The sequence below is a fragment of the Enterobacter sp. ECC-175 genome, from assembly GCF_043968675.1.
In the GTDB taxonomy this organism is placed as follows: domain Bacteria; phylum Pseudomonadota; class Gammaproteobacteria; order Enterobacterales; family Enterobacteriaceae; genus Enterobacter.
In genome coordinates, this window is sequence record NZ_CP143776.1 from 2,845,865 (window position 1) to 2,859,595 (window position 13,731).

The window sequence follows — 13,731 nt, forward strand, 5'->3', positions numbered from 1 at the left end:
ATCATGACAAACACCGTAGATTTTATTGGCGTCGGCATCGGCCCGTTTAACCTGAGCATCGCGGCGCTGGCCCACGAAGCCGAAGGCTTCAGCACCCGCTTCTTTGACGGACGCACCCACTTTGCCTGGCACCCCGGCATGCTGGTGCCGGACTGCCACATGCAGACCATGTTCCTGAAGGATCTGGTCACCGCCGTGGCGCCGACCAGCCCGTTCAGCTTTGTGAACTATCTCGTGAAGCGCAAAAAGTTCTATCGCTTTTTGACCACCGAGCTGCGCACCGTCTCACGCGACGAGTTTTCCGACTACCTGCGCTGGGCCGCGGAAGGGATGCAAAATCTGCGCTTCAACAACACGGTTGAGCGCATTGATTTCGACGATAAGCGTCGGCTGTTCGCCGTGCAGACCGGCCAGGGGGAGACCTTCGCCCGCCATATCTGCCTGGGCATCGGCAAGCAGCCGCACCTGCCGCCGTGCGTGAAAACCGTGTCGCCAACCTGCTTCCACGCCAGCGAGATGAGCCTGCGCCAGCCGAACCTGAGCGGCAAGCGCGTCACCGTGGTCGGCGGCGGGCAAAGCGGCGCGGACCTGTTCCTCAACGCGCTGCGCGGTGAATGGGGCGATGTCGCCGAAATTAGCTGGGTGTCGCGCCGCAATAACTTCAACGCGCTGGATGAAGCGGCGTTTGCCAATGAATATTTCACCCCGGAGTACGTCACCGGCTTTGTCGGCCTGAATGATGCGGCGCGCGGCGCGATGCTCAACGAGCAGAAAATGACCTCCGACGGTATTACCGCCGACTCGCTGCTGACCATCTACCGCGAGCTGTATCACCGCTTTGAGGTGCTGGGCCTTCCGCGCAACGCGCGCCTGATGCCGAGCCGCTCGGTCACGGGGCTGGAAAGCCGCGGCCAGGGCTGGCGGCTGCTGCTGGAACATCATCTGGACAACGGCTACGACGCGCTGGACAGCGACGTGGTGATTTTCGCCACCGGCTACCGCCCCGCGCTGCCGGAGATGCTCTCCCCGCTGATGCCGCGCATCCCCCTGCGCGACGAGTGCAGCTTCAACGTCCGGGACGATTTCACCGTCGAGTGGGACGGCCCGCAGGAAAACCAGATCTTCGCCGTTAACGCCAGCATGCACACGCACGGCATAGCCGAGCCGCAGCTGAGCCTGATGGCCTGGCGCTCCGCCCGTATTTTGAATCGCGCGGTTGGGCGCGATCTCTTCGATCTCAGCACGCCGCCATCGCTCATTCAGTGGCGCAGCGGCAGCCGGGAAAAACCGCAGCCTGAGGCTGCTTCACACCATCGCTACACGGCATCTTTGGGCTGATTTTTTCCGCCCGTCTGAAGGAATAATGATGATAAGCAAAAAACATACGCTCTGGGCACTGAACCCGCTGCTGCTCGCCATGATGGCCCCCGCGGCGGCGCAGCAGGCCGATGACGAAACGCTCGTGGTATCGGCTAACCGCAGCAACCGCACCGTCGCGGAAATGGCGCAGACCACGTGGGTGATTGAAAACGCCGAGCTGCAGCAGCAGATCCAGGGCGGCAAAGAGTTTAAAGACGCGCTGGCCCAGCTGATACCGGGGCTTGACGTCAGCAGCCAGAGCCGCACCAACTACGGCATGAACGTGCGCGGACGCCCGCTGGTTGTGCTGGTTGACGGCGTGCGCCTGAACTCGTCGCGCACCGACAGCCGCCAGCTGGACTCCATCGATCCGTTTAACATCGATCACGTTGAGGTGATCTCCGGCGCGACTTCCCTTTACGGCGGCGGCAGCACCGGCGGCCTGATCAACATCGTCACCAAAAAGGGCCAGCCGGAAACCCAGGTTGAGTTTGAGACGGGCATCAAGAGCGGCTTTAACAGCAGCAAAGACCACGACGAGCGCGTGGCGAGCGCCGTCTCCGGCGGTAACGACCATATCTCAGGGCGCGCGTCGGTGGCGTATCAGAAGTTTGGCGGCTGGTACGACGGCAACGGCGACGCCACCCTGCTGGACAACACCCAGACCGGCCTGCAGTATTCCGACCGCCTGGACGTGATGGGCACCGGCACGCTGAACATCGATGAAACCCAGCAGCTTCAGCTGGTCACCCAGTACTATAAAAGCCAGGGCGACGACGATTACGGGCTCAACCTCGGGAAGGATTTCTCGGCCATCAGCGGCACCAGCAAGCCTTACGTAAGCAAGGGGCTGAACTCCGACCGTATTCCGGGCACCGAGCGTCACCTGATGAGCCTGCAATACTCCAACAGCGATTTCCTCGGCCAGGAGCTGGTCGGCCAGGTCTATTACCGCGACGAGTCCCTGCTCTTCTACCCGTTCCCGACGGTCAACGCCGCCAAACAGGCGACCGCGTTTTCGTCATCGCAGCAGGACACCAACCAGTACGGCGCGAAGCTGACCCTGAACAGCACGCCGCTGGACGGCTGGCAGCTGACCTACGGTCTGGATGCGGATCACGAGCGCTTTACCTCAAACCAGATGTTCTTCGATCTGGACAAGGCCAGCGCCTCCGGCGGCCTGAACAACCAGTCGATTTACACCACCGGGCGCTATCCGGCCTACGACATCACCAACCTGGCCGCCTTCCTGCAGTCGAGCTATGACATCAACGACATCTTTACCCTCAGCGGCGGCGTGCGCTATCAGTACACCGAGAACAAGATCGACGATTTCATCGGCTACGCGCAGCAGCAGCAGATTGCCGCCGGTAAGGCAACCTCAGCGGACGCGATCCCCGGCGGTACTGTCGATTACGACAACTTCCTGTTCAACGCGGGCCTGCTGGTTCACCTGACCGAACGCCAGCAGACGTGGTTTAACTTCTCGCAGGGCGTAGAGCTGCCGGACCCGGGTAAATACTATGGTCGCGGCACCTACGGCGCGGCGGTGAATGGCCATCTGCCGCTGAACAACAGCGTAAACGTCTCAGACAGTTCGCTGGAAGGCGTGAAGGTCAACTCCTACGAGCTGGGCTGGCGCTACACCGGAGACAATCTGCGCACCCAGATTGCGGCCTACTACTCCATTTCCGATAAAAGCGTGGTGGCCAATAAAGATTTGACCATCAGCGTGGTGGACGACAAGCGCCGCATCTACGGCGTGGAAGGCGCGGTGGACTACTTCATTCCGGACACCGACTGGAGCACCGGGGCGAACTTCAACGTGCTGAAAACCGAGTCGAAGGTGAACGGCAGCTGGGAAAAGTATGACGTGAAGGTGGCGAGCCCGTCGAAAGCGACCGCCTACATCGGCTGGGCGCCGGATCCGTGGAGCCTGCGCGTGCAAAGCACCACCTCCTTCGACGTGAGCGATGCGCAGGGCTATAAGATCGACGGCTACACCACCGTGGATCTGCTCGGCAGCTACGAGCTTCCGGTCGGCAAGCTCAGCTTCAGCGTGGAAAACGTCCTCGACCGCGATTACACCACCGTCTGGGGCCAGCGCGCGCCGCTGTACTACAGCCCGGGCTACGGCCCGTCGTCGCTATACAACTACAAGGGCCGCGGACGCACCTTTGGCCTGAACTACTCGGTGCTGTTCTAAGCGCCACGTCTGCCCGGCGCGTGCCGGGCAGACTCATTTACCGTACCGCGCCGCACACTTCCCGCACCTTCTCCCTCAGCCAGCGATGGCCGGGATCGTTCTCCATTCTCGGGTGCCACATCTGCGACACCGTGATCCTTCGGGTTTTAAACGGCAGCTCAAACAGGTACAGGTTATCCGTCATCTGCTGATTCACTAAATAGAGCGCCGGGACGATGGTGATCAGATCGGAGGCCATCGTCACGGAGAGCGCCGTCGGAAAGCCGGGAACCGCGCTCGCCACCTTGCGCCTGACGCCAAGCTCCGCCAGGGCATCGTCCACAAATCCGTGCAGCGTGCCGTCGGGCGCGGCCACCACGTGGCCCCAGGCGATAAAATCCTCCACGCCAACGTCCTCAAGCGACGCCAGCGGATGGCCCCTGCGCGCCGCGCCGATAAAGCGATCCTGAAACAGCCGCTGCACGCGAATTTCCGGCCCCATGTTGCTCTGAATCCCAATTTCCAGATCGACCAGCCCCTCGCGCAGGTAGCGTGAGGTTTTTTCCGGCTTAGGCGCAAAGCGCAGGCAGACGCTGGGCGCCGCCTCCGCAACGGCGGCAATCAGCGCGGGGCCGAACGCCACCACAAACCCCTCGTTGGCGCGGATGGTGAACAGCCGCTCAAGGCTTTCCACCTTTAGCGCGTCGGTCGACGGCTGTAGCACCGCCCTCGCCTCGAGCACGGCGGTTCTGGCGCGCTCGCGGGTGGCCTCGGCCCAGGGCGTGAGCACCATGTTGCGCCCGGCGCGCACCAGAATGGCATCCCCGGTGGCCTCGCGCAGCCTGCCCAGCGTGCGGCTCATCGCCGAGGTGCTGAGGTTTAGCCGCCGCGCCGCGCCCGCAACGCTCGCTTCGGCCAGCAAAACGTCGAGCGCGACGAGCAGATTGAAATCAGGATCGGACATCATTTAGCCTCTGGCCTGTCAGATAAGGCGTTTAATGCAACTATAAAGTGTAAACGAGGCGTCTTCCGCCCCTTATGGTTCGGGATTATAGTTTTTTCATTACCCCGCTTACCACAGGAATCAACATGAAGATAACGCTCTTTTCAGACCGGCCCGGCGACGACGGGCTGCCGGGCCACGAGCGCGCGCGGGTCATGGCCGCGGTGATGACCACCACGCTGATGAGCGTTTTTGACGGCACGATGATTAACATCGCGCTGCCGTCGATGGCAAAAGCGCTGCGGGTTTCCGCAGACCTCGCGGTGTGGTTCTCAAACGCCTATCTGCTGTCGGCGGCCATGATGCTGGCGGTTTTCGCTGCGCTGTCGATCCGCTTCGGCTATCGCCGGATCTTCCTGTCCGGCCTCACCCTCTTTACGCTGTCGTCGCTGGGGTGTGCGCTCTCCTCAACGCCCGAAATGCTGATCGCCATGCGCATCCTGCAGGGGATCGGCGGCGCGGCGACGCTAAGCATCGCCCCGGCGATACTGCGCTCCGTTTTTCCCGGCAGGCTGCTCGGGCGCGTTCTCGGGCTGAACGCCCTGCTCATCGCGTTCAGCACCGCGGTAGCCCCGGTGCTGGGCGGGACGATCCTGCATGCGCTCAGCTGGCAGTGGCTGTTCGCCATTAACATCGTGCCGGGGTGCATCGCGCTGGTGCTGGCGGGCAACGCGCTGCCGCGGCAGAACGTCTCCACCAGCACCGCGTTCGACGCACCGGGGGCGCTGCTCTCGGCCGTGCTGCTGGGATCGGTGATTATGGCGGCGAACTGCTTTACCGGCGCGCAGCACGCGACAGGCCAGGTGAGCCTTGAGTTCGTCGGCTGGATGGCCGTAGCGCTTGCCGGCGCTCTGGCCTTTACCCGTCGGATCCGCCGCGCCCGCCATCCTCTGCTGCCGCCCGACATGTTTAAAAACGGGCGCTTCACCCTCGCGGCGTTAACCTCGCTGGCCTCGTTTATCAGCCAGGGGATCACCTTCGTCGCCTTGCCCTTCCTGTTCCAGAGCGTGTACGGCTACAGCCCGGTTGTTTCCGCGCTGCTGTTTACGCCGTGGCCGATTGGCATCGTGCTGATTGCGCCGCACGCCGGACGCTGGGCGGATACCCTCTCCGCCCCGCTGATTTCAACGCTGGGCTTAGGGATTTTCGTGGTGGGATTGATCCTGCTGGCGACGCTGCCCGCCAGCCCCTCCGCGTGGGATATCGGCCTGCGCAGCCTGGCGTGCGGCATCGGGTTTGGCTGCTTCCAGAGCCCTAACAACCGGGAGATGCTGTCGAACGTCGTGCGCGAGCATGCGAGCTACGCGTCGGGCGTGCTGGCGATCGTTCGCACCTTCGGCCAGTGCCTGGGTGCCGCCGCGGTGGGCGTCATTCTCGCCGTGATGGCGAGCGAAACGCATCAGGGCCTGGACGGACGGGCCGTCCACGCCGCGCTGTGGGTCGCCGTTGCGGCATCCGCGGTCTCGGTGGCGTTCAGCGTGAGCAGGTTGCGCAAAGCGCACCGTGCGCCAGCATAAGATTCATCAGGCGGCGTGGAACAGCTTAACCGGCTTCCCGTCAGCCATTTCAACAATCAGGCGCGTCGGCTGCGCCTGTTCGATAGCCAGACGCTGGGAGAACTGTTCCAGGCCAAGATGGATGGCCTCGGTCTGCTGCTTTTGCGGCGCAAGATGCAGGGACAGCCATTTATTCAGCATTACCTTATTGGCGTGAGTGGCATTACTGGACTCGGTGACCGGCGAGATCGCATCAATGCGGTTCCGATGCACGTGCGCGACCTCTTCGAGGACTTTTTTGAACTCATCCACGTCCTGCCGAATGCTGCTTTCTCGTGCCTTCAGAAGGGTTTCGTCGCCAGAGAACAGCGAAACCATCTGCAACGCAAACGCGCGCGCCGAGAGCGCCATCTTCCATTCGACGATGCGTTTCTGCTGATCCTGCTGCAGCCCTTTAAGCTTGGTGGTGATTTTATCCGAGCTGAAAAACGTGGAAATCGCGCAATTTTGCACCTCATGGCTGATGGTCACGATCTCCTTCAGCAGGTGGGTCTGAATGCCAATTAGCTCCAGCTCCAAATCTTCCAGCGTCTTTCGAATCGCCGAAGATAATTCACCGTTTTGCAGGCCGGGGGCCGTTTGCCGCAAATACTTTATCGCGGCGTAAATCTTCGACGCGCGTTCATCGGTCTGAAAATTCGCGACCTTTTTGACGTCTTCCGAAATCGTAAGTAATTTCTCATTGATGTCGGCAAGATGCTTCTGCGCCAGCAGTACGGAAGCCGTTTGCAGCAGCAGGCCGGTATTCACCAGATTGCCAAGTTTTTCCGGGTCCATCAGAACCGCATGTTCCTTAATCTTCCCGTTATCTCCCAGGCTAAAGGCACGAAAACCCACGCCGTCTTTGGCTTTCGCGAGAGGCCCGTCAATGATGACCTCCATAAAATGATGCTGAGAGACGTGCTGCGACGTTAACGCCGCGGGAATGGCCTGCAGCAGCGGATTGAGCCGGGAAATACCGCTCACGTCGCCCTCTTCCATAACTGCAAATTGCGGCATATCCGAGGTGGCAATTTCTGAGATAGCGATTGCCGGGTGCTGCGGGTCTTCGCCGATAACCCACTTTTGCGGTACATGATTCATTGGTTATCCCTCTACAGGCGTGCCGCATTGCGGACAGAATTTAATGCTCTCATCGATATGCGCGTTGCAGCTTTTGCAGCGCGCCTGGCGGCTCTTCATGCGGATCCAGGCGATTTGCACAATGCACGGCAGCGTAACGCGAAACGCCGGACTGGCCAGATCGTAGGCGCTGTACAGCCCGGTTAACGCAAATCCGATCGGTCCGGCGAGGACGCCGAGCACGCGCCCCGCGCCAAAACCGGCCAGTAGCGGGATAGCGCGACCTGCAACCATTGCTGCCACGGAACTCGCCACCAGCGCGGTAATCTGGTAGGCCGCTACGCCGCCCATGCCGATACGCGGTAAGATGATCTCAAGCGCGTTTCGTCCCGATGAGGATTTCAGCCCCAGGTCGTCAAGGATCGCTTTGCGCTGCGCATCATCCATCTCTTCCCACGCGTTTTCAAAGACTTTGCTGATGATTAAAGTCTCTTTTCGCTCAAGAGACGCTGATTTCTGTGCCGGGATTTTGAGCCGCCCAAGCACGTCGTCAACGATTTCGGCATAATCTACGCCGTTGCGGCGAAAGAGGTTAACAAAGCTGTTGCCGCCGAAAAGCTGTAATTCCCTGATCAAAATCCGAAGCGTGTCGGCGTCAATCTCATTCTGCTCTTTTGCGCTGGTCAACAGCGTATTCACGCTGCCGGAAAGCGAAACCCGGCCTTTACCATTGTCAGTAATGTAATCAATCAGCAGGTCGAGGTCGCCTTTGTCGGCGCCGAGAAGCAGGTTCACCAGCTCGTGGTCATTTTTTATATTGATATCGCTCATTCGATTTCCTTAATGACGCCAGATTTTCCTTAGGCGCGCAGAGTTATGAGCAAATGTTACTGGAGAAAGGAATTTGAGCAAGCAGACAATCAGAAAATGACTAATTTTGAGGGGCATCCGGCGCAGATATATGATATTGCTATAAAACCCGCCGTTATCGGCGGGTTTTATTTGCGTTATTCCAGCGCCAACAGCGCAAAGCTTGCCAGCCAGTGGCCGCCGCTGTAGTGGCTGCCGACCACGTGCGGCACGCTGGCGGCAAGATGACGCGCGGCGGCATCCGCCAGCGCGGCCTGAGCAGGATGGTTTTCCGGCAGCGCACCGGCGATATGCTTCATGCACCAGGCGCGGCTGAGGTTCAGCCCGTCGAGGTGGGCGATTTTCGGATCGGCGCGATCGCTGACCTCCGCCGGGTTCATCAGCGCGGCTATCGCCCCTACCTCCGGCAGGAAATTATCGAACCACTGCGGGAAATTATCCGCCACCTTGCTCATCAGCAGCGCCTCGGTCAACGCGCCCGAAACGTACTCATCGCCGCCCGGCTCGTAGTGCGCGGGATAGTGCCTGTCGTTCAGGTAGAAGCGGTTTGCCGCACCGATAATGGCCTCCTCAAGCTCGCTGTCCTCAAGCGCCCGGGCGTAGTCCAGCCCCAGAGCCAGCGCAAACGCGGTGTTGTAATGCGTGCCGACGCGAATGGGATACGTCAGCTTGCTGAGGTAGTCCATCAGCCTGGCGCGAATGTCCTGGGTGAGCGGCGAAAGCGTCTCGTACCAGGCTGCCGCCTGCGGCAGCGCGGACTGCTTCAGCTCCTGAGCCAGCGCCAGCAGCCAGCCGTAGCCGTACGGGCGCTCGAACGAGGCGCGAAACGGCGCGTTGAAATAGGCCAGCTCTGTCGCCACGTTCTCGGCCGTTACGTGCTCGTCAAACAGCGCGACGATAGCGTTCCGGCACGGCAGCTCCGGGAACAGCCGCACGCAGCGCAGCAGCAGCCAGTAGCCGTGCACCGCGGAGTGCCAGTCGAAGCAGCCGTAGAAAATCGGGTGCAGCGCGCGCGGCGGCAGAACGTCACCGTCGTCGTTGAGCAGGTGCATAATGTGGTTCGGGTATTCCTGGCGCAAATACGCTAAGGGCATACCGGCAAAGTCGTTAGCCTGTGATGGGGTTAATTGCATAACAGCTCCTTAGCGAAAGACGAGGAAATACATGAGGAACACGTTCACCACCAGCAGGGTTAACGCGGTCGGGATCTGAATCTTGATGACCTGATATTTGTCTTTTAGCTCCAGCAGTGCGGCGGGAACGATGTTGAAATTTGCCGCCATCGGGGTCATCAGCGTGCCGCAATAGCCCGCATACATGCCGATCGCCAGCAGCGGCGCCGGATCGCCGTGGTGGTAGTTGATCAGGAACGGCAAGGCGATGCCCGCGCTCAGCACCGGGAACGCGGCAAAGGCGTTGCCCATAATCATGGTAAACAGCGCCATGCCGATGCAGTAAATCACCACCAGCATGAAGCGGCTGTCCGGGTTCACAAACAGGCTCACCACCTTCTGCACCGAATCGCCGGTATTGGCGACCACGAACACCCCGCCCAGCATGGCGAGCATCTGCGGCAGGATCACCGCCCAGCCGATGGTATCCACCAGGCGGCGGGACTGGCGAATGGCGTGCAGCGGCGTGCCCTTGGTCAGCCACCAGCCGGTGAGGATCGCCGCCACGCAGGCCACGCAAAGCGCGGCGAGCGTCAGCTGCTTTTGATCCAGCAGATACACGCCGCCGATGGACACGCCCTTCAGGAACAGCGTGCCGATCACCGTCACCACCGGGATCATCAGCGCGGGCAGGAAGAGCCAGTTTTTAAGGCGATTTGAAGAGGCAACGCGCTCAGGCTCGGTAGACATTTTGTAATGCCCTTTTCCCACCAGGCCAAAACCCGCCAGCAGCGCAATGGCGATGACGCAACCGCCGATAATCCGGTACGCCAGCGAGCGCCCCAGCTCCTGCACCATCAGATCGCCGAAGAGGAAAATTCCGCCGAACAAGAACCAGAATAGCGCGGTGGTGAAGCGCTTCGGATTGCCGCGATCGCGCAGGGTCATGATCACCAGCAGCATCACCACGAAGCCGATCAGGTAGTACACGCGGTTGATCGTAATCAGCGTCATCATGATGCGATCTCCTGCGTGCCTTGCTCCGCACGCCAGGCCATCACGTCGCGGCGAATGCTGGCGTCGAGCCGCAGCAGGCGCGTCATGTGGATTATCAGCGCGGCAATGGCGGTTGGGATCGCCCACAGCCCGATGTGCAGCGGCTCAATGCCCTGAATGCCGTTCTCCTTCAGGAAGGCGTCAATCAGCAGCACCGCGCCAAACGCGATAAAGATGTCCTCGCCGAAGAAGACCGCGATGTTGTCGCACGCGGCGGCGTGGGCTTTGATTTTGTCGCGAATATGCTGGGGCAGCTCGCCGTATTCGTTCAGCGCCGCCCCTTCCGCCATCGGTGCCAGCAGTGGGCGCACGGTCTGGGCGTGGCCGCCCAGCGACATCAGCCCCAGCGCGGCGGTGCCCTCGCGGGCCACAAAGTAGAGCATAAGAATACGCGCGGACGTTGCGCTGGCGATCTTCGCCACCCACGCCTGCGCCCGCTCCTTGAGCCCGTAATATTCCAGTAAGCCGATGACCGGCAGGATCAAAATAAACGTCGCCAGCGAGCGGCTGTTGACAAACTTCTCGCCGAACGTCTCCAGCAGCATGCCAAAATCCATGCCGACCAGCAGACCCGTCGCCAGCCCCGCGACAACCACCACCAAAAGCGGATTGAAGCGCAGCGCAAAACCAATAACCACTATCGGGATACCGATAAGCGGCAGCAGCGTAGAACCGTCCATAACCCTGTACCCTATCCAAAGTGAGCGTGGCGCACCGGCGGTGTTTTTTTATTTCCTCATCCGCAGATGAAGCGTGACCGTTCCAGCGCGCAATGTTGTGTTTTTCGCCAGGCTTCACAAAACCTGCGCTAAAAAGCTATATCTGATGCGCAAAAACATGTAAACAATTTATCAATAAAATGTTCTTATTTTATCGATGAGTTTACATTTCTGGCTAAGGAACGTTATGACCGCAAAAAAGAGTGTGGCCTCAAACCACGATGATATTACGGATGGACGTATCGTCTCCTCGCATCACCTGGTTTCGGAGCGTTGTGCAGAGCTTTCTGAACTGGAGTACGCGCTGATCATGACCAGCAACGCGTTCAACAAGTGGATGGTGCGCTGCATGACGGCGGCGGGCGAGCCGGATATGGGCGCGTTTGACGTGTCGCTTCTCCACCACGTGAACCACCGCAACCGCAAGAAAAAGCTGGCCGACATCTGCTTCGTGCTGAACGTTGAGGATACGCACGTCGTCACTTACGCCCTGAAAAAGCTGGTGAAGGCGGGCTATGTGACCAGCGAAAAGGCGGGAAAAGAGCTTTACTTCTCGACGACCGAGGAGGGAAAAACGCTGTGCATGAAGTACCGGGACGTGCGCGAGGCCTGCCTGATTTCCATTCAGATGGAGAGCGGTATTCCCGCCGCGTCGATTGGCGAAACGGCGCAGCTGCTGCGCACCATTTCGTCGCTGTATGACACGGCCGCGCGGGCGGCCGCGTCGCTGTAGCGTTTACGGACGTCGGAACAGGGCGATGCTTCGCCCGGCCAGCTCAAAGTCGACGGCGTCGGTTATTACCGCTCCGCGCGCGTCGCCGGCGGTGGAGAGCTCGAGCACCCAGCCGCCTTCGCCAAACTGCGGGATCTGGAACGGCACGGTGCCTTCAAACGGGTTGAACAGCATCAGCACGTCGTGCCAGATACCCTCCTCCTGCTCCAGGTCCGGCCTGCTAATCGAGACGCCGATCGTCGAGCCTTCGTCCCACTGCTCGGACTGCTGCGGCCCGCCGCCCGCGTTGAACCAGCGGATCTCCAGCCCGTCGCGCCAGCTTTCGCGCCTGAGCAGCGGCTGTGCCGCCCGCAGCGCGATCAGCCTGCGGGTAAAATCGCGCAGCGCGTTGTCATGCTCCGTGAAATTCGCCCAGTCTACCCACGAAATCTCGCTGTCCTGACAGTAGCCGTTGTTATTGCCCTTCTGCGTGCGGCCAAACTCATCCCCCGCCAGCAGCATCGGCGTGCCGTGGGAGAACAGCAGCGTGGTCAGGAAATTGCGCTTCTGCTGCTCGCGGATCGCGATGATGTCCGCGTTTTCCGTTGGCCCTTCTTCACCGTAATTGCTGGAGCGGTTGTCGTTATGGCCGTCGTTGTTATCCTCGCCGTTGTCCGCGTTGTGCTTTTCGCTATAGGAAACGAGATCGTTTAGCGTAAAGCCGTCGTGGGCGGTAATGAAGTTGACGCTCGCCCAGGGGCGACGGCCGCGCAGATCGTATAGATCCCCGGAGCCGAGCAGGCGCGCGGCAAAGTCCGTGGTCACGTTCTCCCCGCGCCAGTATTCCCGCACGGTATCGCGGTACTTGTCGTTCCATTCGCCCCAGCCTGGCGGAAAGCCGCCGACCTGATAGCCGCCGGGGCCAATGTCCCACGGCTCGCCGATAAGCTTCAGCCTGGACAGGACCGGGTCCTGCGTGACGGCGTCAAAAAAGCCGCCGCGCGGATCGAACCCTTCCGGCTCGCGCCCGAGGATCGTCCCCAGATCGAAGCGAAAGCCGTCGACGTGCATGGCCTGCGCCCAGTAGCGCAGCGAATCCATGACCATTTGCAGCACGCGCGGGTGCGACGTGTTGACCGTGTTGCCCGTACCAGTATCGTTGATGTAGTAGCGGTGCTGGTCCGGCAGGGTGCGGTAATAGCTGTAATTATCAATACCCTTGAACGAGAGCGTCGGCCCCAGCTCGTTCCCTTCGGCGGTGTGGTTGTAGACCACGTCCAGAATCACCTCGATGCCCGCGTCGTGGTAGGCGCGAACCATATCGCGAAAACCCTGGATCCCCGCAGGCCCGTAGTAGCGCGCCGCCGGGGCAAAGAAGCCCAGCGTGTTGTAGCCCCAGAAGTTTTTCAGCCCCCGGTCAAGCAGGTGCTGGTCGTCCGGAAACCAGTGGACGGGCAGCAGCTCTACCGACGTAATGCCCAGGCTTTTGATGTAGTCCACCGAGGCCTTGTGCCCCATCCCTTCAAACGTGCCGCGCAGCTCGGCCGGTATGGCGGGGTTGAGCTGCGTAAACCCTTTTACGTGGCTCTCATAGACCACGGCGTGCGGCCAGGGAATGGACGGCCGGGCGTCGTCCTGCCAGTCAAGCGCCTGAGGATCAATCACCCGGCATTTTGGGGTAAACGGCGCGCTGTCGCGGTCGTCAAAGCTCAGATCTTTATCCTCGTGGCCCAGCGCGTAGCCGAAGTGGGCATCGTTCCACTGAATATCCCCGACCAGCTCGCGCGCGTAGGGATCGATAAGCAGCTTGTTCGGGTTAAAGCGGTGCCCGTTTTCCGGATCGTACGGCCCGTAAACGCGGTAGCCGTACAGCGCGCCCGGCTTAAGGTCGGGAACGTAGCCGTGCCAGACCTCATCGGTATACTCGGGCAGCTCCAGCCTGGCGATCTCGTTTTTACCCGAGGGATCGTACAGGCAAAGCTCCACGCGCTCCGCGTGGGCAGAAAACAGCGCAAAATTAACGCCCTTGCCGTCATAATTTGCGCCAAGCTGCTGGCCTTGACCGGCCCGTATCTCAAATGCCGTATTCTTTTTCAT

General features: G+C 60.7%; 11 protein-coding genes. 4 read left to right on the plus strand and 7 right to left on the minus strand.

What is annotated here, in order from left to right; all coding sequences use genetic code 11:
• The first annotated feature begins 3 nt into the window (after positions 1 to 3).
• Both iucD and iutA read left to right on the plus strand, forming a co-directional pair.
• A complete protein-coding gene (iucD, locus tag V1599_RS13615) occupies positions 4 to 1,338 on the plus strand; it encodes an NADPH-dependent L-lysine N(6)-monooxygenase (protein ID WP_395300235.1) in 1,335 nt (444 codons plus the stop codon).
• Positions 1,339 to 1,363: 25 nt separating this feature from the next.
• Complete coding sequence (gene iutA, locus V1599_RS13620) at positions 1,364 to 3,565, plus strand: ferric aerobactin receptor IutA (RefSeq protein ID WP_395300236.1); 2,202 nt, start codon at positions 1,364 to 1,366, stop codon at positions 3,563 to 3,565.
• 37 nt (positions 3,566 to 3,602) lie between these two features.
• Here the strand turns inward: iutA and V1599_RS13625 are convergent, their stop codons facing one another.
• On the minus strand, positions 3,603 to 4,508 hold the full coding sequence (locus tag V1599_RS13625; RefSeq protein WP_395301580.1) for a LysR family transcriptional regulator: 906 nt from the start codon (positions 4,506 to 4,508) through the stop codon (positions 3,603 to 3,605).
• Between the two features lie 131 nt (positions 4,509 to 4,639).
• Here V1599_RS13625 and V1599_RS13630 point away from each other — a divergent pair, with 131 nt between their 5' ends.
• Positions 4,640 to 6,064, plus strand: a complete 1,425-nt coding sequence (locus V1599_RS13630; RefSeq protein ID WP_395301581.1) for an MFS transporter — start codon at positions 4,640 to 4,642, stop codon at positions 6,062 to 6,064.
• A 6-nt stretch (positions 6,065 to 6,070) separates the two neighbouring features.
• Here V1599_RS13630 and V1599_RS13635 read toward each other — a convergent pair whose 3' ends face one another.
• From V1599_RS13635 to V1599_RS13655, 5 genes are all read right to left on the minus strand, one after another.
• The gene (locus V1599_RS13635) at positions 6,071 to 7,186 is read right to left on the minus strand and encodes a hypothetical protein (RefSeq protein ID WP_112010041.1); all 1,116 of its coding nucleotides are present in this window, start codon (positions 7,184 to 7,186) and stop codon (positions 6,071 to 6,073) included.
• A 3-nt stretch (positions 7,187 to 7,189) separates the two neighbouring features.
• Complete coding sequence (locus V1599_RS13640; RefSeq protein ID WP_395300237.1) at positions 7,190 to 7,996, minus strand: zinc-ribbon domain-containing protein; 807 nt, start codon at positions 7,994 to 7,996, stop codon at positions 7,190 to 7,192.
• Positions 7,997 to 8,172: 176 nt separating this feature from the next.
• Positions 8,173 to 9,168, minus strand: a complete 996-nt coding sequence (locus V1599_RS13645; RefSeq protein ID WP_395300238.1) for a DUF2891 domain-containing protein — start codon at positions 9,166 to 9,168, stop codon at positions 8,173 to 8,175.
• A 9-nt stretch (positions 9,169 to 9,177) separates the two neighbouring features.
• Complete coding sequence (locus V1599_RS13650) at positions 9,178 to 10,164, minus strand: DUF979 domain-containing protein (protein WP_297122972.1); 987 nt, start codon at positions 10,162 to 10,164, stop codon at positions 9,178 to 9,180.
• A complete protein-coding gene (locus tag V1599_RS13655; protein WP_112010044.1) occupies positions 10,161 to 10,883 on the minus strand; it encodes a DUF969 domain-containing protein in 723 nt (240 codons plus the stop codon). Before V1599_RS13655 ends, V1599_RS13650 begins: the two co-directional genes overlap by 4 nt.
• Before the next feature lie 226 nt (positions 10,884 to 11,109).
• Between V1599_RS13655 and V1599_RS13660 the strand changes: the two genes are divergently transcribed.
• A complete protein-coding gene (locus V1599_RS13660) occupies positions 11,110 to 11,655 on the plus strand; it encodes a winged helix DNA-binding protein (protein WP_112010045.1) in 546 nt (181 codons plus the stop codon).
• Positions 11,656 to 11,658: 3 nt separating this feature from the next.
• Here the strand turns inward: V1599_RS13660 and glgX are convergent, their stop codons facing one another.
• Positions 11,659 to 13,731 (minus strand): glycogen debranching protein GlgX, encoded by a 2,073-nt coding sequence (gene glgX, locus V1599_RS13665; protein WP_395300239.1) that lies wholly within the window; start codon positions 13,729 to 13,731, stop codon positions 11,659 to 11,661.

Excerpts from the sequence above, each read along its gene's own strand:
- V1599_RS13650 (WP_297122972.1), bottom strand. The coding sequence starts at position 10,164 with ATGATGACGCTGATTACGATCAACCGCGTGTACTACCTGATCGGCTTC.
- iucD (WP_395300235.1), top strand. The coding sequence starts at position 4 with ATGACAAACACCGTAGATTTTATTGGCGTCGGCATCGGCCCGTTTAAC.
- V1599_RS13655 (WP_112010044.1), bottom strand. The coding sequence starts at position 10,883 with ATGGACGGTTCTACGCTGCTGCCGCTTATCGGTATCCCGATAGTGGTT.
- V1599_RS13625 (WP_395301580.1), bottom strand. The coding sequence starts at position 4,508 with ATGTCCGATCCTGATTTCAATCTGCTCGTCGCGCTCGACGTTTTGCTG.
- glgX (WP_395300239.1), bottom strand. The coding sequence starts at position 13,731 with ATGAAAAAGAATACGGCATTTGAGATACGGGCCGGTCAAGGCCAGCAG.
- V1599_RS13635 (WP_112010041.1), bottom strand. The coding sequence starts at position 7,186 with ATGAATCATGTACCGCAAAAGTGGGTTATCGGCGAAGACCCGCAGCAC.
- V1599_RS13660 (WP_112010045.1), top strand. The coding sequence starts at position 11,110 with ATGACCGCAAAAAAGAGTGTGGCCTCAAACCACGATGATATTACGGAT.
- iutA (WP_395300236.1), top strand. The coding sequence starts at position 1,364 with ATGATGATAAGCAAAAAACATACGCTCTGGGCACTGAACCCGCTGCTG.
- V1599_RS13640 (WP_395300237.1), bottom strand. The coding sequence starts at position 7,996 with ATGAGCGATATCAATATAAAAAATGACCACGAGCTGGTGAACCTGCTT.
- V1599_RS13645 (WP_395300238.1), bottom strand. The coding sequence starts at position 9,168 with ATGCAATTAACCCCATCACAGGCTAACGACTTTGCCGGTATGCCCTTA.